Annotated in this window: 17 protein-coding genes; 15 read left to right on the top strand and 2 right to left on the bottom strand. The window is 45.8% G+C overall.

The features are described from left to right. The first annotated feature begins 251 nt into the window (after positions 1 to 251). From AAIH57_RS07945 to rbsB, 6 genes are read left to right on the top strand one after another with little or no spacing between them, the layout of a single operon-like run. Positions 252 to 1,241 (top strand): LacI family DNA-binding transcriptional regulator, encoded by a 990-nt coding sequence (locus AAIH57_RS07945; RefSeq protein ID WP_430021193.1) that lies wholly within the window; start codon positions 252 to 254, stop codon positions 1,239 to 1,241. Then, entirely contained in the window at positions 1,234 to 2,115 is an 882-nt protein-coding gene (gene rbsK, locus AAIH57_RS07940; RefSeq protein ID WP_430021192.1) for a ribokinase, read from the top strand. Before AAIH57_RS07945 ends, rbsK begins: the two co-directional genes overlap by 8 nt. Further along, positions 2,112 to 2,513 carry a D-ribose pyranase gene (gene rbsD / locus AAIH57_RS07935; protein WP_175398967.1) on the top strand — a complete coding sequence of 134 codons (402 nt, stop codon included), beginning with the start codon at positions 2,112 to 2,114 and terminating at the stop codon, positions 2,511 to 2,513. The genes rbsK and rbsD overlap by 4 nt, the downstream gene beginning before the upstream one ends. Positions 2,514 to 2,527: 14 nt before the next feature. Further along, positions 2,528 to 4,009 (top strand): sugar ABC transporter ATP-binding protein, encoded by a 1,482-nt coding sequence (locus tag AAIH57_RS07930; RefSeq protein WP_175398966.1) that lies wholly within the window; start codon positions 2,528 to 2,530, stop codon positions 4,007 to 4,009. A 1-nt stretch (position 4,010) separates the two neighbouring features. Continuing rightward, positions 4,011 to 4,982, top strand: coding sequence for an ABC transporter permease subunit (locus tag AAIH57_RS07925; protein ID WP_175398965.1), 972 nt, complete (start codon positions 4,011 to 4,013; stop codon positions 4,980 to 4,982). Positions 4,983 to 4,996: 14 nt separating this feature from the next. Beyond that, positions 4,997 to 5,929 (top strand): ribose ABC transporter substrate-binding protein RbsB, encoded by a 933-nt coding sequence (gene rbsB, locus AAIH57_RS07920; protein WP_175398964.1) that lies wholly within the window; start codon positions 4,997 to 4,999, stop codon positions 5,927 to 5,929. Between the two features lie 231 nt (positions 5,930 to 6,160). Here rbsB and AAIH57_RS07915 read toward each other — a convergent pair whose 3' ends face one another. Beyond that, positions 6,161 to 6,574 carry a cupin domain-containing protein gene (locus tag AAIH57_RS07915; protein ID WP_175398963.1) on the bottom strand — a complete coding sequence of 138 codons (414 nt, stop codon included), beginning with the start codon at positions 6,572 to 6,574 and terminating at the stop codon, positions 6,161 to 6,163. A 34-nt stretch (positions 6,575 to 6,608) separates the two neighbouring features. After that, a complete protein-coding gene (locus AAIH57_RS07910) occupies positions 6,609 to 7,373 on the bottom strand; it encodes a carboxymuconolactone decarboxylase family protein (RefSeq protein WP_430021191.1) in 765 nt (254 codons plus the stop codon). A gap of 201 nt (positions 7,374 to 7,574) precedes the next feature. On the opposite strand from AAIH57_RS07910, the gene AAIH57_RS07905 reads away from it, so the two are divergent. The 9 genes from AAIH57_RS07905 to AAIH57_RS07865 all read left to right on the top strand — a co-directional run bounded on the left by AAIH57_RS07905 (position 7,575) and on the right by AAIH57_RS07865 (position 20,055). Next, a complete protein-coding gene (locus tag AAIH57_RS07905) occupies positions 7,575 to 8,129 on the top strand; it encodes a TetR/AcrR family transcriptional regulator (protein WP_175398961.1) in 555 nt (184 codons plus the stop codon). A 160-nt stretch (positions 8,130 to 8,289) separates the two neighbouring features. After that, a complete protein-coding gene (locus AAIH57_RS07900; RefSeq protein WP_175398960.1) occupies positions 8,290 to 8,856 on the top strand; it encodes a sugar O-acetyltransferase in 567 nt (188 codons plus the stop codon). Positions 8,857 to 9,113: 257 nt separating this feature from the next. Beyond that, positions 9,114 to 10,916 carry a sensor histidine kinase gene (locus AAIH57_RS07895; protein ID WP_430021190.1) on the top strand — a complete coding sequence of 601 codons (1,803 nt, stop codon included), beginning with the start codon at positions 9,114 to 9,116 and terminating at the stop codon, positions 10,914 to 10,916. Beyond that, positions 10,913 to 12,556: a response regulator transcription factor gene (locus AAIH57_RS07890; protein WP_175398958.1), complete on the top strand. Its 1,644-nt coding sequence runs from the start codon at positions 10,913 to 10,915 to the stop codon at positions 12,554 to 12,556. Before AAIH57_RS07895 ends, AAIH57_RS07890 begins: the two co-directional genes overlap by 4 nt. A 182-nt stretch (positions 12,557 to 12,738) precedes the next feature. Beyond that, positions 12,739 to 14,109: an ABC transporter substrate-binding protein gene (locus AAIH57_RS07885; RefSeq protein WP_175398957.1), complete on the top strand. Its 1,371-nt coding sequence runs from the start codon at positions 12,739 to 12,741 to the stop codon at positions 14,107 to 14,109. Between the two features lie 68 nt (positions 14,110 to 14,177). Then, positions 14,178 to 15,080, top strand: a complete 903-nt coding sequence (locus AAIH57_RS07880) for a carbohydrate ABC transporter permease (protein WP_175398956.1) — start codon at positions 14,178 to 14,180, stop codon at positions 15,078 to 15,080. 13 nt (positions 15,081 to 15,093) lie between these two features. After that, positions 15,094 to 15,921, top strand: a complete 828-nt coding sequence (locus AAIH57_RS07875; protein WP_430021189.1) for a carbohydrate ABC transporter permease — start codon at positions 15,094 to 15,096, stop codon at positions 15,919 to 15,921. 35 nt (positions 15,922 to 15,956) lie between these two features. Then, complete coding sequence (locus AAIH57_RS07870; protein WP_430021188.1) at positions 15,957 to 16,958, top strand: glycoside hydrolase family 130 protein; 1,002 nt, start codon at positions 15,957 to 15,959, stop codon at positions 16,956 to 16,958. Between the two features lie 16 nt (positions 16,959 to 16,974). Then, positions 16,975 to 20,055, top strand: a complete 3,081-nt coding sequence (locus tag AAIH57_RS07865) for a glycosyl hydrolase (protein ID WP_430021187.1) — start codon at positions 16,975 to 16,977, stop codon at positions 20,053 to 20,055. Positions 20,056 to 20,091: the final 36 nt, after the last annotated feature.

The raw sequence follows: 20,091 nt of genomic DNA, 5'->3' as shown, positions 1-20,091 counted from the left end.
TGACAACTGGCTCACGAACCTTTAAGTAATCAAATAAACGGCCATGATCTGGAATTCCAACGGATGCAGGCCGTATGATTAGCTTGAATAGATTTACCGATTTGAAAAAAGTATTTACCTTGATGTACCTCTATTCCAGCCCCCTTTCAGAGTGACTTGGATAAATTTCCAGTAACAAAAAGATTGTCAAAATAAAAAAAGTATGATAATTTAATGTCTGTAACCGGTTACACATAGAGGAGAACAATCTTATGACGACAATCAAAGATGTAGCTAGACTGGCTGGCGTATCGGTAGCCACTGTATCAAGGGTCATTAATGACAGGGGTTACGTTCATGCGGATACCCGCAAGAAAGTAGAAGATGCCGTGAAGGCGCTTAACTTCTCCCCCAATGAAGTGGCCCGCTCATTATATAAACGTAAGTCCAAACTGATTGGTCTGCTGCTGCCGGATATTGCAAACCCTTACTTCCCGCAGTTGGCCCGCGGCGTAGAGGATCGGATGCAGGAGCAGGAGTTCAGACTGATTTTCGGAAATAGTGATGAGGACGAACTGAAGGAGCAGGACTACATCCAGACGTTTATCCAAAATAACGTGGTGGGTGTGATCTCTTCAACGAACTACCCTCATTCTTCAATATATGAAAACCTGAAGATTCCGGTTGTATTTCTGGACAGGACTTCGCTGGATAGTCCTTCCGTATATGCGGACGGTAGAGAGGGCGGACGACTGGCTGCCAGAGAGATCATCAAACGTGGAAGCCGGCGGATTACGGTTATGCAGGGACCTTCACATATCCGGCCAGCGCAGGATCGTTTCGAAGGAGCCATCGAAATCATCCGGGACGCCGGTTTGGATTACAGCGTAATCCAGACGACCTCTTTTTCTTTTAACGAAGCAGGGTTATGGGCAGAAGAATTATTCAGCAAATACTCAGACACCGACGGGATCATTGCCAGCAATGATATCGCGGCCATGGCGATACTGCATGAGGCAGCGCGAATCGGACGAAAGGTCCCCGATGACGTGCAGGTGATTGGCTTTGACGATATTCCGATGAGCAGCTTGTTATCGCCGGGATTATCCACCATCCGTCAACCGGCATATGAGATGGGAAGAGAAGCAGCGGGATTACTTATCGGGCTTGTGGAACAAGCTCCAATTGAGAATAAAAACATACAGCTGCCTGTCGGGTTTATCGAACGAGGCACAACGAGAAAGGTGAATTCAAATGGCTAAAATATGCGTAATCGGCAGCAGTTCCATGGATTTGGTCGTTACTTCTTCAAGACGCCCGGGGGCGGGTGAAACCGTCCTTGGCGATAGTTTCAAAACCGTTCCAGGCGGCAAGGGAGCCAATCAGGCCGTTGCCGCAGCAAGGCTGGGTGGCGAGGTAACCATGATCGGCCGGGTAGGTGACGACGCTTTTGGCACAGACATTTTAAATAATTTCAAAGCAAATGGAGTAAATACGCAAAATGTGAAACCGGTTACACATTTGGAGAGTGGAACGGCTCATATCATATTGGCGGAAGGTGATAATAGTATTGTATTCGTTGAGGCGGCTAATCGCGAAGTCACTCCCGCATATGTTAATCAAGCGGCAGAGGTGATTCGCAGTGCCGATATCGTACTGATTCAGCAGGAAATTCCGGAAGAAACCGTGGTTCATGTTAGCGCAATGTGCGCTGAGTTCGGAACACCTCTACTGCTTAACCCGGCTCCGGCCAGAACATTACCGCAGGAAGTCATTGACAATGCTGCATATATCACGCCGAACGAGCATGAAGCTGCGATTTTGTTTCAAGGCATGAGTCCTGCAGAAGCATTGCGCCAATATCCAAACAAGCTGTTTATAACGGAAGGCAGTAATGGTGTACGTTATTTTGATGGAGCACAGGAGATCGTTGTACCTACTTATAAGGTGGAGGCAGTGGATACTACCGGGGCAGGGGACACGTTCAATGCCGCATTTGCGGTCGCTCTGGCCGAAGGGAAGCCTCTCCAGGAGAGCATACGGTTCGCCAATCGTGCTGCATCGTTGTCTGTGACCAAGTTCGGAGCACAGGGCGGCATGCCGACGAGAGATGAAGTGGAGGAGAGTTTGTCATGAAAAGAAACGGCATGCTGAATAGTCACATTTCCAAGGTGCTGTCTGATTTGGGTCATACGGACATGATTGCCATCGCGGATGCTGGCCTTCCCGTTCCTGAAGGAGTAGTCAAAATCGATGTGGCTCTGAAATTGGGAGCACCAACTTTTCAGGAAGTTGTGGAACTGATTGCAGATGATATGGTCATTGAGAGAGTGATTGTGGCAGAAGAGATCAAGGAAGGAAATCCCGAGGCAATGCATTATATTACGGACAAATTCGGTGAGGATGCCGTAGATGCTTCCATCAGCCACGAACAATTCAAAGCACTAACCCGGCAGGTGAAGGCGGTCATTCGCACAGGTGAAGCTACGCCTTACGCTAATTGCATTTTACAATCGGGTGTCCATTTCGGTTAAAAGGGGGTTGCATTATGCACATTCAGATGCAAAACATTCATAAAGCATTTGGCACCAATCAGGTGCTGAGCGGAGTGGATTTCGAACTGAAGGAAGGCGAGGTTCATGCCCTGATGGGTGAGAACGGAGCCGGTAAATCCACGCTGATGAACATTTTGATCGGACTTCATCAGCGTGATCAGGGAACCATCTCCATTGACGGACAGGAAACCTATTTCGGCAGTCCGAAGGAAGCAGAGAAACAGGGCATTGCTTTCATCCATCAGGAGCTGAACGTATGGCCCGAAATGACGGTGCTGGATAATCTCTTTATCGGCAAGGAATTGACATCGTCCTTCGGACTGCTAAATACGAGACAAATGAAAGCGCTCGCTTCAGAGCAATTCGCCAAGCTGTCCGTACAAGTTCCGCTTGAACGTCCAGCAGGAGAATGCTCTGTCGGACAGCAGCAAATGATTGAAATTGCCAAGGCGCTGATGACCAATGCCAAGGTTATTATTATGGACGAACCAACTGCTGCACTTACGGAACGCGAGATTCAAAAGCTGTTTGGCGTCATTACTTCGCTCAAGAAGAACGGGGTATCCATCGTATATATTTCTCACCGAATGGAGGAGATCTTCACCATTTGCGACCGGATTACGGTGATGCGGGACGGCAGAACGGTGGATACGCAACCGATTCCGCAGACAAGCTTTGATGATGTGGTGCGGAAAATGGTTGGTCGTGAGCTTACAGAGCGATATCCGGCCCGGAATCCTTCATATGGTGAAGTGGTTCTGGAAGTTCGGAACGCAAGCAGTAAAGGGTTGTTTCGGGATATCAGCTTCACCGTGAGAGCGGGGGAAGTTCTCGGTTTCTCGGGTCTGATGGGCTCGGGAAGGACAGAAATCATGAGAGCGATCTTTGGTTTGGATGCGATGGACAGTGGCGAGGTCATCATCCGTGGGAAAAAGGCAAACATTCGCAAGCCGGCAGACGCGGTCAGACATGGCATCGGGTTTATTACGGAAGACCGCAAGGATGAAGGCCTGGTCCTTGACTTCTCCATTCGCGAGAACATGGCGCTGCCGAATCTGTTTAGCTTCTCAAGCAAAGGATTTATCTCGGCTTCGAAAGAACAAGATTTCGTCGATACTCTGATTAAGCGTCTTCAGATCAAGACACAATCCTCGGAAACGGCGGCCCGGAATTTATCAGGGGGCAACCAGCAGAAGGTGGTTATCGCCAAATGGGTTGGGATCGGTCCGAGCGTACTCATTCTGGATGAGCCAACGCGCGGGGTGGATGTCGGAGCGAAGCGCGAAATTTATCAGTTGATGAATGAACTGACAGACCGAGGCGTTGCGATCATTATGGTATCTTCAGAGCTCCCCGAAGTGCTCGGCATGAGCGACCGAATTGCGGTTGTGCATGAGGGGCGCATCACTGGCGAGCTGGCCAGGGAAGAAGCAACGCAGGAAAACATTATGACATTGGCCACAGGGGGACAGTGAAATGACAACAATACAGGAAAACAAAACTGCCAAAAACGGCTTCCGCTTATCAAACGTGACACAAAAATTGGGGCCACTGCTCGGTTTGATTATTCTTATTCTTATCGTATCGATATTAAATCCAAGCTTCCTGGAACCGCTTAACATTTTGAATCTACTGCGTCAGGTCTCGATTAATGCGTTGATTGCCTTCGGCATGACGTTTGTTATCTTGACGGGTGGTATCGATTTGTCAGTCGGCTCCATTCTCGCACTATCCAGTGCCTTTGTAGCCAATATGATGTTATCCGGGCTTGATCCGATCTTGTCCATCATTATCGGAGTAGCGCTCGGCGGTGTCATGGGTATGGTAAACGGATTGATGATTACCAAAGGGGGAATGGCGCCGTTTATCGCCACATTGGCGACGATGACGATCTTCAGGGGTTTAACACTTGTATATACAAATGGTAACCCAATTACAGGTCTGGGCGACAGCCTGCTGTTCCAACTGTTTGGACGTGGTTATCTGCTTGGCATTCCGGTACCTGCCATAACGATGCTGATTACCTTCGTGATTTTGTGGACCATTCTGCATAAAACGGCCTTTGGCCGCAAAACGTATGCCATCGGCGGCAATGAAAAAGCCTCCATTATCTCGGGTATCAAAGTAACGCGTGTGAAAATCATGATCTACTCCCTGGCAGGCATGCTCGCAGCCCTGGCAGGTGCGATTTTGACATCTCGCCTGAATTCAGCGCAACCAACGGCGGGTACGTCCTATGAGCTTGATGCCATCGCGGCTGTCGTATTGGGTGGTACAAGCCTCTCGGGAGGACGCGGACGAATCGTCGGCACATTGATCGGTGTTTTGATTATCGGTGTGCTGAATAATGGATTGAACCTGCTCGGAGTGAACTCTTTTTATCAAATGGTTGTGAAAGGCGTCGTAATTGCCATTGCTGTCCTGCTGGACCGCAAGAAAACGGCTTAAGGAGAGAAGCGAATATGAAAAAATGGACTTTAACGCTCGTAAGCATGCTGATGATTATCGTTCTGGCTGGGTGCTCTTTGGAGCCACCGGGTTGGGCTAAGCCTGACTCCGCTGGAAGCAATGGACAGAAGAAAATCGGACTGTCGATTTCTACACTTAACAATCCATTCTTCGTTTCATTGAAGGACGGGGTAGTTGCCGAAGCGAAAAAACAGGGAATTCAGGTTATTGTGGTGGATGCTCAGAACGACTCGGCCAAACAGACGAATGATGTGGATGATCTGATTCAACAGGGAGTCGATGCGCTCCTGATCAACCCTGCGGACTCCGCAGCGATCTCCACGGCGGTACAATCCGCGAACAGTGTGGACATCCCTGTAATTACGTTGGATCGCTCTGCAGATAAAGGTGAGGTAGCGGCCTTGGTCGCATCCGATAATGTTAAGGGTGGACGAATGGCGGCGGAATACTTCGTTGAACAGCTCGGCGAAGGCGCGAAAGTGATTGAACTTGAGGGTGTGCCGGGAGCTTCTGCAACGAGAGAACGGGGACAAGGTTTCCATGAAGTGGCCGACCAGAAACTTAACGTGGTTGCCAAACAGTCTGCCGATTTTGATCGATCCAAAGGCTTGAATGTGATGGAGAACCTGCTCCAGGGCAATCCTGATGCGCAAGCGGTATTTGCTCATAACGACGAGATGGCACTTGGCGCGATCGAGGCGATCCAAAGCTCCGGCAAAGACATTCCGGTCATTGGATTTGACGGGAATGATGATGCAATCAAATCCATTCAGGACGGCAAGTTGACCGCCACGGTTGCTCAGCAGCCGGTGCTGATTGGCCAGCTGGCAGTGCAAGCTGCTCTCGATGTACTGGGTGGTAAGCAGGTGGAAAAATCCATTCCGGCTGAATTGAAGCTGGTGACCAAGGAAAACGCAAACAACTAACATTCAAGATATCCCGTTTTGGCAAGCGCCAGAACGGGATTTTTTTATGCTTGGTTTCAATCGGTGATACCGCCGAATTCCACTTGTTCGGAAGACGGAATAGAATGTTAAATGACATCAAGTTCTTGTCCCGTGTTGATGGACTAAGAACTTGATGTCATTCTCATGTAGAACTCTATTATATATTTATCGAATACCTAAAAGCAGCCTTTGAACAATTGTATTTTGCACTCATTTGCTTGCTTTTTCGTATATCTCATCTGAAACAGGTTCCAACCATTCTGGCGTACCTGCCGTGATGGCAATGTGTTCGAACCAGCTATCTTTTGCTGCCCCATGCCAGTGTTTGACACCATCATGAGTGACAACAACATCGCCAGCTGTTAGGAATTGGGCAGGTTTCCCCTCCTCCTGATACCAGCCTTCTCCGCCAGTAACCAATAATAGTTGAAATCCATCTCGATGGATATGCCAGTTATTTCGGCATCCTGGTTCAAAGGTCACATTCCCAACACCGACATTCACTTTGGGATCAGCGACCAGTGTTTTGAGATAACTTTGGCCCACAAAGTATTGTGCGTATGCTTCGTTTTTCTCTCCAATAGGAAAAATAGTTCCATTTTTGACTGCTTCGTGCTTTGTCATTTTTTGATTCCCTCCAATGGTTTTACTTCATTATCTAGTTATAATCGTTCTCGGTAATAACTTCATTAATGCAGGCTAGTGCATTTAGCGTTCTTGGAAAGCCCATATAAGGAAGACATTGAGTTATCGCAGCAATTAATAGCTCTTTATCATTGCCAACATTTTTGTTTCCCTGTACATGTGCCCTAACTTGACTTTCCGTACCACCCAATGCACTGATTATGCAAAGTGTAACCAGTTCCCGTGTTTTCAGATCAATTCCACTGCGCGTATAGAAATCCCCGAAGCAAAAAGCGGACAGATAGTCCTGTATGTGTCTTTGATTTGACGGTGAACTTTCACGTATTTTTACAATCACATCACCGAAAATTTCCTCCTGTACCTCAAGTCCTTTACCTAAACGATGCTCTTCATTGACAGTTTTCTTGCTTTCAAGCGGCAATGAAATACCTTTGGATTTGAACACTTCATTCATTTCTGAAATAGCATTCAACGTCTTGGGGAACCCAATGTAAGGTGCGCACTGGTAAACGGCTTCTTTTATTTCACTCGGTGTAAGCCCAATGTTCAGAGCTGCGCTAATATGTGCCTTGAACTGAGGCATAGTCTGATTGGTGACATGTACGGCCAAGGTTATTAGTTCACGTTGCTTATCGTCTAAGGGTCCTTGATTATACACCTCACCATAGACAAATCTGCTTAAAATATCATGAAAATCAGGATCTGTGAGATGCAGACCTGTTTCGTCGTTACCAAATAGCTGCTGGAACTTTTCCTGGGACTTGCTGGCTCGATCCATAGTTCGCCTCCTTAATCCTTATCATTGTCCAAGGTTAATATACCAAGGATGATTTGCGTATGGATGCGATATCGCACATCTGTGTATAATATAGGTCGCAATTAAAATTACGACAATAATCAAATGACCAGGAATCGTGCCATTTGGCACATTTTGATGAAATCGTGTCATAAAACTTGAGGGAAGTTAGGTGTAATTCGAATGGATGTTAAGGATAGAAGAGTCTTGAGGTCCCAAGAAGCAATAAAAAAGGCTTTGATCCAGCTGATGACCGAGAAGGATTTTGATCATATAACGATCCAAGACATATCGGATCAAGCCAATGTTGGCCGGAGAACGATATATCATCATTACATGGATAAATTTGATTTGCTCGATAAGCTTATAGAAGAACATATCCATGAGCTAAGAGCGTTGTGTGAATCAGCATCTGAATTGTCATTTGCTGAGGGTAATTTGATCTGGTTTGAATACTTTGAAAAGAACTATACGTTTTTCTCAACGTTGTTGACGAAAAAAGGAGCACCCGTATTTCGGGGTCATTTTCTGAAATTTGTTATGGAGGAGTTGGAAGGAGAAGTAGATGTAACCAAAGGCATAAATCAAGGATTAAGCAAAGAATTGCTCCTTAGGTTCTTTGCGGCAGCTATCGTTGAAATCATAGAAGCCTGGTTCACAAGTGAATTACACGAGCCCACGCATGTCGTAGCAGAGCAGGTAGGATCTTTGTTAGATCGGAACCTGACCATTATCTAATCCTTGAATGAAGATTTAGAACATCGATAAATTCGAAAAAAAAGGATATTAGTTCTTATACGGGTAGTACATCAAAATTGATGTTGACCTAGAGTTAGATCGAAGTGGTACGGTAAAAATACTTACTACTCTATAAAGGAAAGTTGAAGGGAGAAACATAATGAGCAAAGATATCTTTGAGAGAGATCGTTCAGGAGAAATCATTTCAATCAGTGACCCTGAGTTTTATAAAATTGCCGAAGCTATTGAACGTGCACAAAAGCTAATTGCAGAATTAAATACGGGGTACCATAACACCAATAAAGTTAGGGATTTATTTAGCCAGTTAACGGGAGAACAAGTGGATGAAACGTTTGAACTGCTGCCACCGTTCTACACCGATTATGGTCAAAACATCCGAGTGGGAAAAGAAGTATTTATCAACCAGGGCTGCACGTTTATGGATCGAGGTGGCATAACCATTGAAGATCATGTGTTGATTGCTCCCAAAGTCAATCTTGTCACCATTAATCATCCAATCTCACCATCCCAAAGGAGATCCACCGTTTCAACTCCCATCGTCATCAAAAAAAGAGCCTGGATTGGCATTGCAGCAACCATTATGCCGGGTGTAACCGTCGGTGAGAATTCCATTGTATCCGCAGGGGCCGTAGTCACAAAAGATGTGCCTGACAACACGATTGTGGCTGGTATACCGGCAAAAGTGATAAAAACCATAGAGGAATAACCGATAGGGTTGGCATTTTTCAAAAAAGAATCACCCATTCAAAGTCGCTAAACTAGCGACTTTTTTTGTTTAATGCACTCACGGCAGCGCTTCTCGTCATCGTTTCCAATAAAATGGCCAAACGCCATCTTAACAAGAATTGAATTTTCGGAAACGAATAACCTGTTGCTAAATGGATAATCTGTTGTACAATATTCCGCGAATAGGTTTGTTAAATTCAAGGGTAAAGTCTGGATTTCAGGAGAGGTTGATGAAGTTTGATAAGACGACTTCAGTTGGAACGTGGAAAACTTAGCCGATGGCTTCACGGTATCTCTTTCAAACAAAGAGTTCGTTTGTCATTCATGGTTATGATAACGCTTGCAATTGGAGCGGTAGGCATGACAACCTATTGGATTGCATCCAAGGAGCTTCAAAAGAATGCATTTGAATCCAGCCAAGAGACCGTGAACAAAACGACCCAGATTCTGGACGATAAACTGTCTGGGATCTCCAATTCCGTTCGTTCCCTTATGTTCAGTTACGCGTTTAAGGATATGATGCTGGATGTGCAGAGTAATGACATCTCCAATTATTATGTGCATTTGTCCGAGCTTCAGTATGTATTTTCGCAGGTGTCTTTCAACGAACCTTTGATCGAAAGCATTCTCATTGCCACGCCGATTGGGGACTTTTATCCAATGTCGCAGCGCCGTTCCCAGACACAATCCTTTTATGAATCCAGCATGTATTACGACGTAAAAGAGAACTATGGGGGAGTCTGGATCAAGGGGCACACCGACAAGTTTTTTACCGGGAACAGTCGTACGCTGTCCTTTGTGACGAACGGAACGCTAGATAACGTTTCGAATACCAACGTATTTATTGTGGTGAACGTGAATGAAAGCGGGCTAATCGGCACCGTTAACAAACATTCTTCAAATGATGACAGCGACTACTTTGTCATTGATTTGAAAGGGGAGGAAGTGATCCGAACCGCATGGTCCTCCAGCCACAATCTTATGAAAGATAAGCTGCTATTAAATAATGTTTCCGAAGATACACAAGATTCTTTTTTTCATCATTTTGACGAAACCGATTATCTGGTGAACTACACCAGATCGGCCGTCGTTAACCATTGGAGCCTGTTCGGTATACAGCAGAAGGATAAGCTGCTTGAGCAAATGAACGGGGTCAAACGAAGTACCATTTTAATTATGCTTTTCTTTCTCCTTCTTACTTGGCTTCTATCCACGAAGTTGACCGCAATACTGCTGAATCCGTTATATAAATTGCAGCGGCTCATGCGGGAGGTCGAAGACAACCGTCTGAATGTACGCTTTGCAAGTCGTTCTACCGACGAAGTTGCACAGGTGGGATATCAGTTTAACCGGATGCTGGATGAAATCAATCGGCTCATCGATGATGTAAAACTGAGCGAATCCGGAAAAAGAAAAGCAGAAATGCGAGCGTTAACCGCACAGATGGAACCGCACTTTTTGTACAACACGCTAAACACCATCTATTGCAAATCGGTATTAGGAGAAAACGATGAGGTCAATGAAATGATTTTATCCTTGTCTTCAATGTTTCAAATCGGACTGAGCGGGGGCAAAGACTGGAACACACTGGAGGATGAGATTCAACATGTGAAACAGTACTGCCTGATCCAACAAAAATGTTATGAAGGACGGTTTGAGTTTAACGTTACCGTAACGGATGATTCGTTGCTAACCTGCCTTTTACCAAAAATATTACTACAGCCAATTGTGGAAAACAGTATTCAGCATGGATTTAAGGACATGAACTCAGGAGGTAGGATCGACCTGATAATCACCAGGCAGGTCCATGTGCTTCACTTGTGTTTTGAGGATAATGGGATCGGCATGGATGTTGAAAAAGTGACGGAGGGGATGCGACAACCGCCAGTCTCGAAGAAAGGGTATGCCTTGAATAATATTGTAAATCGGCTCAACCTCTTTTACGGCGAAGAAGCCGGAATCGAACTGACCAGCCTTCCTGGCAAAGGATCAAGAACGGAAATATGGATACCGATTAGCGAAGGGGAGGTTGTAGCATGACAAAGGATGGGCCTATGATTAAATTATGCATCATTGATGACATTCGAAGCGTGGTTGATATGATTGCCAAGAAGCCGCCATGGAACGAACATCATATAGAGGTTGTTGGTATGGCGCTGGATGGGGAGGAGGGGCTTCGCCTGGTCAAGGAAAAGAAACCAGAAATTGTCCTCACGGACATCCGCATGCCTAAAAAGGATGGGCTAGCCATGACTCAAGAAATTCTTGAAAATTCTCCCTCAACGAAAATTGTGATTCTGAGCGCGTATACGGATTTTTCTTTTACAAGACAGGCCATTCGTTTAGGTGCATTTGATTTCGTTAAAAAACCCTTTTCCATTGACGAGGTCATACAAATTGTATTAAAGGCAAAGGCGGCTTATCTAGAAGAATGGCAGGAGCAGAGAGAAGTCATGGAACTGAAGCAGAATATGATCAAGAGCTTGCCGGTTTTGCAGCAGGAATACTTGTCACTGGTGATCCATCATCGCACAAATCCGACTACTGCATATCTAAGATGGCAAACACTTGGAATTCAGCTTGATTCCAAGGATTTTAGTCTCTTTATCGTGGAACTGGATCGCTTCATGGACAAATATAAACAGCAGCCTGCACGAGAAGTAGAACTAATCCGTTTCAGCCTCCGAAATATTCTGGAGGAAACGATAAGCAGTTTCACCCGTGGCGTCGTTTTTAGTGAAGCATTAAATCGGTTTGTCTGCCTGATTCATTGCAAGGATATGAAGATGGCCGAACAAATTTCAGAAGCATGTCGAATGAATATGTACCAATTTACGCATTCAACCATTTCAATCGGGATTGGTAGGTGTGTTCCATCTATAGATGAATTACCTGACTCGTATCAACAGGCTATGAATGCACTCGAGTATCATTTCTATACCGATGGTGTAAACAATTATGTGCGTACTACGGAGAATGAGAAAACTCTCCTGAACTACACGGCTTCAACAGAACAAGAGCTGCTGTTCGCCTTACGCGCCGGGCATCACGAAAAGTGTCAGCTGATTCTGGAGCAAATCTTCAATGAGATGTTGCAGCGTGATCCACTGCCCAAACCTCAGCAGGTCGAGCATTTAAGTTATGAGCTGTCATCCAAGATCTGTAGGGTTATGTCGGAGCAATTCCCTCAAGAACGGGTGAAAAGACTGGAAGAACAATGGAATGCAGTGAAGCGTTCAGGACTTGTTTCGTTCCAGATGTTGAGGGATGCGGTGAAGGAAATATGCCTTGAAGCTTGTTCATGGATTGAACAGGAGCGCACAGACGAATCGACGAGATTGATATATCAGGCAAAAGATTATATCTGTACACATTTGCATACCAACTTGACCTTAGATGTTTGCGCTAAGCAGTTCAATATTAGTCCTGGCTATTTCTCGAATCTTTTTAAAAAAGTACTGAACATATCCTTTCAGCAATTCGTGATTCACCAGCGGATGGAACAAGCCAAAGAGATGCTGATCGATGATTATCAGGTACAGGAGATTGCTCAAAGGCTTGGGTACGAGCATCGACGCTACTTCAGCGAAATTTTTAAGAAGCATACCAACATGACACCATCCGAGTTCAAGTTGTACAGTACCGGAAAAGTTAGTACACATACGGATCTGCTGGACTAAGAATCATTATACAGATAAGCCTTGTTTCCGAGCTTTGTTTGGATGCAGGGCTTTTTTTGAAGGAAGCATTTTCATTGAATACCTGCCCTCGATGTGTGGTTACCCTCATTATGCAAGCGAGAAGTGCCCCTTATACTGAGAGATAGAAACGAGGTTTTGTAGATAAAAAGGAGGTAACATGGATGAAGATCAGCAAGAAATTGCTCTTATCCGCGACGTTTTTGATGTTTATGGGGAGTCTCGCAGCTTGTGGCAGCCCAAGCCCTTCGGAGGAAGGAGCGCAGTCTGACAGCAATGCCAAGACGAAGATCACGTATTGGACTGGCGATCGTCATGATTCTGAATTTGTCAAAGAGACCGTCGATACATTCAACCAAACGAACAAGGACAATATTGAGGTAGAACTGGTCATCAAGGGAGACGACTTCGATCAAGCGCTGGATATGTCCTACCAGACCTCCGAGCCGCCGGATGTTATTCGCGTGAAGGAGAATACCATACAGACTTTCTATAAAAAAGGGTTTCTTGCTCCGATCGACGAGTTTCTGACGGACGAAATGAAGGATAAGTTCCCGATCATGGAGGATCTGAACAGTTTTGAGGGTAAACGATACAGCCTGCCGAACTACGGCACAACGATGCGCCTGATCTATAATAAAGAGCTTTTCGCCAAAGCGGGTATAGAAACACCGCCAACCACATTGGATGAGCTCGTCGAAACTGCCAAGAAATTAACTGAAGTGGGTAAGGCTAACGGAACCTACGGGTTCGCTCAAAATTTCAAGAGCCCCTCGAGTGCTTTCGGGCGTTCCGCACGAGTGATTGCAGAGGTGAGTGGATACGGAGGCTTTGGATATGACTTTAAGACAGCCCGTTATGACTTTAGTGGTTTTAAACCCATTATCGAGGCTTTCAAAAAAATAAAAGACGATGGCAGTATGCTGCCAGGCGTCGAATCACTTGATATAGATCCGCTGCGTGCTCAGTTCGCGGAAGGGAAAATCGGCATGTATTTATCCTTTTCCGCTGAAGCTGGAGTCTATCAATCCCAATTTCCGGCGAAGATTGACTGGGCTGCGGCACCCGTTCCATCCATCGATGGTCAGTTCAATGGGGCATCGGGCTTCTTGGGTGGACAGTGGCTAGCCATCAGCTCAGAGTCGGAGCATAAAGAAGCGGCATGGAAATTCCTAACCTACATGTACGACGAATCCATCCTTCAGCAGTACCAGGAAAAAGGGTTTGGAATATCGATGGTTCCTGCAGTTAGTGCGGTTGCTGCGAAGCCTGAAGTGAAAGGCATTGACGGGTTTCTGCCCAACCAGTACGACGGTGTGTGGCCGGTTTATCCGGCAGTACCCGTTCAAGGCATAAAATCAGACGATGCCTTCTTCACATATATGCTTAGTGGTGGTGACCTGGATAACATCATAAACGATTTAAATACACGGTATAATGCCGCCCTAGATGCAGCCATCGCAAACGGGGAAGTGAAGGCAGAGCCAATGGCTGATTTTAATCCTCTCGATCTTGCTGGAAAGTACGCCAAGTAGATGTTATCACGGGATGGATTTATTCCATCCTTTCCTAAATGCTAAGAGATACAAGGAGTTGAGAGGATATGAATAAAGCGAAGAATGCCGCTTTTTCATACAGCTTTCTGATGCCGAGCTTTATTCTGACCATAGTTCTAGGCATTTACCCGATGATATGGGCTATGAGATATATGTTTTACGATTATAAAGGATATGGCACCGAGAGATTCATTGGGTTGGCCAATTTCGAGCGTGCCATGAGGGATCATCAATTTTGGGAATCTGTAGCGAACACGTTCATTTATGCGGGTGGTAAACTCCTGATATCCATTCCACTTGCTTTAATACTAGCCGTTATTCTGAATTGGAATATCAAAGGCAGAAACTTGCTTAGAGCCATTTTCTTTATGCCAACAATCATAAGTACAGCCGTAATGGCAGTCGTGTTTTTTACGATTTTTAATTCCTATAACGGCATACTCAATCAGTTTTTGATGAAATATCATTTCATCCGGAATGCCATTGATTGGCTTGGCGTGGATTATGCGATGCTGACAGTCATTATTGTAGCGGTATGGGGAGCGATTGGAAATTACATGCTGTTATTTTTGGCGGGACTCCAAAACATTCCTCAAGATGTTTACGAAAGCTCTGCATTAGATGGGGCCAACAAATTTCAGCAATTCCGATATATCACTATTCCAATGCTGGGGCCTGTCATGCAGATGATTATCATGCTAGCCATTATCAATGCACTAAAAGGCTATGAGAGTATCATGGTGATGACCGATGGCGGCCCGATTGGAGAAACCAATGTCATGTTCTTATACGTGTATAAATTATTTTTTCCACCGGCAGGCTCGGCAGCAGCCACGCAAATTCAGGAGTTTGGCTATGGTAGTGCAGTAGCTTTTATTACGGCAGTAATCGTCGGCTTGATTACAATACTTTACTTCTATGGCTCAAAAAGAATGAGTCAAAACGATTAAGGAGGAAACGTTCATGAAAATCGCCTGGAATACTATACTATGGACGTTTCTGTTAGTCGTCGCTTTCCTGACATTGTTCCCTGTGGTGATCACCCTCCTCGGTTCTTTTAAAACCAATGCTGAACTTACCGCCGGGGCCACATTTCTTCCAGCGGATTGGCAGTTCTCAAACTATATTGAAGCTTGGGAACAGGCGAATTTCTCTACGTATACGCTGAATAGCCTATTCGTTGCCAGTGCCTCAACGCTCGGAACATTGTTGGTGGCCTCCATGGCAGCATACGTTGTAGATCGGATGGATTTTATCGGTAAAAAGGTGTACGTAGGCCTTCAGGCATTTACGATGTTTGTGGCCATCGGCGCTGTAGTGCTGCGTCCCCAATTCGATCTCATGGTTAAGCTTCATTTGCATAATTCGCTGTGGGGGGTCATTCTGATTTTGATTAGCGCCCATGCTTCAGCATTTTTCATTCTGCTTAGTTTTATGAAGGGGATTCCCAGGGAATTGGATGAAGCTGCCCGGATCGACGGGTGCTCGCCCGGCAGAACGTTCTGGAGAATTATCATTCCTTTGCTGACACCAGGCCTTGGCGTTTGTGCGTTGTTTGCTTTTCGGGGTGCATGGAATGAATATCTGCTCCCGTTTGTGTTTACGCTCAGCAAACCCGAATTACAGACGTTGACTGTTGGCCTGGCCAATCTAAAATACGGTGTCGCCGCCGCTTCACAGACCCACTTCATGATGGCTGGAGCGTGCCTCTCCATTCTTCCAATTCTTATTGCTTATATCTTTGCTAACAAATCCTTCATGCAGATGACCGCCGGCTCTTTAAAGGGCTAACGGCACTCTATCGATAAAACTGGGAGGTTCATGCCATGAATTCGCTACAGATTGGAAATCTTGTCTCAAGTTCCGTCATTAGGCGACATCCAGATAACCCGATTCTGGATGCGTCTCGCATTCCATACCCGACTGCGCTCGTGTTTAATGCTGGAGTAACCAAATTCAATGGGAAATATGTCATGGTGTTTCGCAATGACTACGGCAGCGCAGAGCAGCAGATTCTTGAGCCCCATCACACCACGGACCTAGGAATCGCGTTTAGCGACGATGGGATCAACTGGGAAGTACAACCGAAGCCGTGCTTTAAGCTGCATGACCAAGAGATGATACGTGCATATGACCCAAGGCTTACTGTGCTCGGCGGTCGCTGTTATATGTGTTTTGCCGTGGATACACAACATGGTATACGCGGAGGCGTTGCAGTTACAGACGATTTTGAACACTTTGAAATACTCAGTCTGTCAACGCCTGACTTGCGTAACATGGTGCTGTTTCCCGAGAAGATTGGTGGTAACTATATACGACTTGAGCGACCATTTACGGTTTACAGCCGAGGGGGAAAGGATCGGTTTGATACATGGATATCGGAATCGCCAGATCTGAAATACTGGGGGAATTCCGACCTGCTCCTAGCTGTGGAAGACGTTCCTTTCGCCAATGACAAGATAGGTCCTGCTGCGCCACCGATCAAGACGAAGCAGGGATGGCTTACCACCTTCCATGCCGTGGATCTTGATCCTGCAAGAGGCAAGAACGGATGGGAATCCTCCTGGAAAAAACGGTATACAGCCGGCTTAATGCTGCTTGATTTGGATAATCCGAAAAAAATCATCGGTATGTCTAGAGAACCTCTACTTGCACCAGAGGTTTCATACGAAACCCATGGAGGATTCCGCAACAACGTGATTTTCCCTGGCGGCATGATTTTAGAAGAAGATGGCGAAGTAAAGATTTATTACGGTGCCGCAGACGCTGTGGAATGTTTGGCGACGGCTCATATCGATGATTTGATTAAGCTATGTCTAAACGAGTAGTGGAGGTGGAGAGACAATGACCGTATGGAACCTTTTGAAGAATCCTCCTGCTTGTTATCGAACATTACCCTTTTGGTCTTGGAATGATGATCTGGATCAGCCCGAACTTATACGACAGATCGAAGAAATGCATAGAGCTGGTATCGGAGGTTTCTTTATACATGCCCGCGGTGGTCTTACGGTACCTTACATGGGTGAAAAGTGGATGGATGCAATTCAGCTCTGTATAGAGAAAAGCCAAGAGCTCGGAATGGAGGTGTGGCTGTATGACGAAAATGGCTGGCCCAGTGGGTTTGCCGATGGAAAGGTGCCTGCTCGGGGGCATGCATATCAGCAAAAGCTGCTGGCTTACGAGTGGGGTCCTTTTAAACAAGAGAACAAAAATACGATAGCTGGTTATATTCAATGTGGTGATGAACTGCATCTTTTGGCTCCGGAGGATCGCCGAAGTCCCGACTTAAGGATATATTATGAGGTGAATCCATATTATATCGACACGCTAAGCAAAACTGCAGTGAACGCATTCATAACCACCGTCTATGAAGTGTATTGGGCCAGATTTGGTACTAGATACGATTCTGTATTGAAAGGGATATTTACCGATGAACCGCAGTTTGGCAGGTGTAATCTTCCTTGGTCATTGGAGCTTGAGCATGAATTTGAAACCCGTTTCGGGTACTCACTTCTCACAGCTCTTCCAGCACTGTTTTGGGAAAGCGAAAACTATCGGAAAATAAGAAATGATTATTGGTTGTGTGTCACCACAATGTTTACTGAAGCCTATGCCAAGCAAATTGGTACCTGGTGCGGGAAGAGGGGATGGCTGTCCACCGGCCATGTCGTCGATGAGCAAACACTTATGAGTCAAGCCACCTCGGTAGGTGATCCACTTTCCTTCTATGAGCATCTGCAAATACCAGCTTGTGACTGGCTTGGCCGATCCGTTAGCGAAGAGCCTCTTGTTCCCAAACAAGTCAGCTCTGTCGTTCGGCAACTAGGCAAAAAACGGGCCATTACCGAGAGTTACGGTTGTGCAGGATGGAATATTGACTTTCAGGATCTGAAGCGGATCGGGGAGTGGCAGTTTGTCCATGGGATGAATCTCATGTGTCAGCATTTGCAGGCGTACACGCTAAAAGGAATGCGTAAAAGGGATTATCCCCCATCCTTATTCTACCAGCAGCCTTGGTGGGAGCACTATCATCACTTTAATGATTACTTTGCCCGTTTATCCATGCTGCTTGTTGAAGGTACACGTCAAGCGGAGGTGCTGCTCCTGCATCCGATCAGGACCGCCTGGGTTGAACAAGCGGGACTGGACTCAACCAAAATTGAGTTCTACCATCAATCGTTTGCACAGCTATCACGTTGGATGTGCCAATCGTTTATTGAGCATGATTACGGGAGCGAGGGAATCATAGAACGACATGGCAAAGTAGTAAGTGGACAGTTCATTATAGGTGAGGCCGACTACCGGGTGGTTGTCATTCCGCCAAGTGTCACATTAAGCAGCCACGTCGTGCATCTGCTGCAGCAGTTCGTTCTTCAAGGCGGGACATTGATTGCATTCGAGCCTTATCCGTACCTGATAAATGGAGAACGGAGAGCCGAAATCAGTCATTTAATAGAAGCTGCACGGAAACCCGCGTACAACCGTTTAACTCTTGAGAAGATGATTTCCAGTGCGGTTTCGCCATCGATTTCTGTTAACGATAGACATGGGGTTCCGATAACAACAGATATGGTTAATGTTCAGACACTCAAACTTGACGACGCTTACCTCTATTATTTGGTCAATTCCGGTAAAGAATGCTACCCGGATTCTGAGGTGACTCTTTATCAAAAGGGAAAGCTATCTTTAATTGATTTGGAGAGTGGAAACATCAAACCTTTGAATCAAAAAATAGTAGAGGGCAGTACACAGGTGAATCTGACCCTGTATCCCGGTCAGTCCTATATGATTCGCCTTGTCCAGGAGGAAGTGCAATCGCTCGTTGAAACGGTAACGAAAATGCAAGCTGATTATTCCGATTGTCACATTCAGCATTTGAATACAGATTGGAAAATCCATGATATGGATGAGAACAGCTTAACGCTCGATATGTGCAGATATCGTCTGGAACATGGTGAATGGTCAACGATGATGCCCTTTATTTTTATTCAGGAGGAGCTGCAGAAAATCGGGTCTGCCGTAAATATCGAGTTGGAATTTGGTATTAACCTGGCATTTGATCCCACCGATGGACGGGAAATGTTTCTGGTTTTGGAAAATCCGGAGAAAGTGCGCATCGTTGTTAACGATAAAGAAGTAGCATCGAATAGTTGTGGTTGGTGGAGGGACATTGCTTTCAGGAAGATAGATATTAGAGGCTGCCTTCGTTATGGACGGAATAGTATTCATCTCATGATGGATTTCTGGAATTCATCTGAAACGTATGAAGCTATGGAGCGGGCTGGTCAATTTGAATCCGAAGCCAATAAGCTTACATTGGATACGGAGCTCGAAAGCATTTATATTATCGGCGATTTTGCCGTAGCATCGGAATCAGGTTATGTGGACGGGGAACTTGGAGTCATGTATACGGATGGACCATTTATGCTTACTGAATATCCGGGAATATGCTCGATTGAAGATGATTTGGTCAGCCAGGGTTTGCCTTTCTTTGCAGGGAGCATTCGGCTAACGCAGACGGTTTCCGTTCGTTCTGATGATCAGGCATCCTGGTTATGGCAGTTCGGCTCTAAACCTGATGCGATTATCACCCAGTTAAAAATAAATGGTGAAGAAGTTCACACCTTCCTATGGGAACCTTATGAGGTGGATATTACTAGATTTCTCCGGTCCGGAGATAACTTCATTGAGCTCCAGCTGACCAATAGCTGCAGAAACTTACTCGGCCCCCATCATCACATAAAAGGAGAACCTCTCAAGGTTGGTCCGGACAGCTTCAAGGATAAGGCAGGATGGACGGATAAGGACCTCGACAAAGACACTCATATTTTCCAAAGCCGCTACGCATTTGTTCGGTTCGGCCTGTCTGACGTTCCTAGATTAGTTCGCATGACGAATGATTTAGTATCAGAGCATGTTTGCTAAAGAGGTCGGAATGCACGAGAATGCTGGTTCAGAAAA

Origin of the sequence: Paenibacillus sp. MABNR03 (assembly GCF_050455445.1) — a bacterium.
GTDB lineage: Bacteria > Bacillota > Bacilli > Paenibacillales > Paenibacillaceae > Paenibacillus > Paenibacillus xylanilyticus.
This window is presented reverse-complemented; position numbering and strand designations above follow the sequence as displayed.

Coding starts and splice junctions, on each gene's coding strand:
- AAIH57_RS07945 (WP_430021193.1), top strand. CDS start 252: ATGACGACAATCAAAGATGTAGCTAGACTGGCTGGCGTATCGGTAGCC.
- rbsK (WP_430021192.1), top strand. CDS start 1,234: ATGGCTAAAATATGCGTAATCGGCAGCAGTTCCATGGATTTGGTCGTT.
- rbsD (WP_175398967.1), top strand. CDS start 2,112: ATGAAAAGAAACGGCATGCTGAATAGTCACATTTCCAAGGTGCTGTCT.
- AAIH57_RS07930 (WP_175398966.1), top strand. CDS start 2,528: ATGCACATTCAGATGCAAAACATTCATAAAGCATTTGGCACCAATCAG.
- AAIH57_RS07925 (WP_175398965.1), top strand. CDS start 4,011: ATGACAACAATACAGGAAAACAAAACTGCCAAAAACGGCTTCCGCTTA.
- rbsB (WP_175398964.1), top strand. CDS start 4,997: ATGAAAAAATGGACTTTAACGCTCGTAAGCATGCTGATGATTATCGTT.
- AAIH57_RS07915 (WP_175398963.1), bottom strand. CDS start 6,574: ATGACAAAGCACGAAGCAGTCAAAAATGGAACTATTTTTCCTATTGGA.
- AAIH57_RS07910 (WP_430021191.1), bottom strand. CDS start 7,373: ATGGATCGAGCCAGCAAGTCCCAGGAAAAGTTCCAGCAGCTATTTGGT.
- AAIH57_RS07905 (WP_175398961.1), top strand. CDS start 7,575: ATGGATGTTAAGGATAGAAGAGTCTTGAGGTCCCAAGAAGCAATAAAA.
- AAIH57_RS07900 (WP_175398960.1), top strand. CDS start 8,290: ATGAGCAAAGATATCTTTGAGAGAGATCGTTCAGGAGAAATCATTTCA.
- AAIH57_RS07890 (WP_175398958.1), top strand. CDS start 10,913: ATGACAAAGGATGGGCCTATGATTAAATTATGCATCATTGATGACATT.
- AAIH57_RS07885 (WP_175398957.1), top strand. CDS start 12,739: ATGAAGATCAGCAAGAAATTGCTCTTATCCGCGACGTTTTTGATGTTT.
- AAIH57_RS07880 (WP_175398956.1), top strand. CDS start 14,178: ATGAATAAAGCGAAGAATGCCGCTTTTTCATACAGCTTTCTGATGCCG.
- AAIH57_RS07875 (WP_430021189.1), top strand. CDS start 15,094: ATGAAAATCGCCTGGAATACTATACTATGGACGTTTCTGTTAGTCGTC.
- AAIH57_RS07870 (WP_430021188.1), top strand. CDS start 15,957: ATGAATTCGCTACAGATTGGAAATCTTGTCTCAAGTTCCGTCATTAGG.
- AAIH57_RS07865 (WP_430021187.1), top strand. CDS start 16,975: ATGACCGTATGGAACCTTTTGAAGAATCCTCCTGCTTGTTATCGAACA.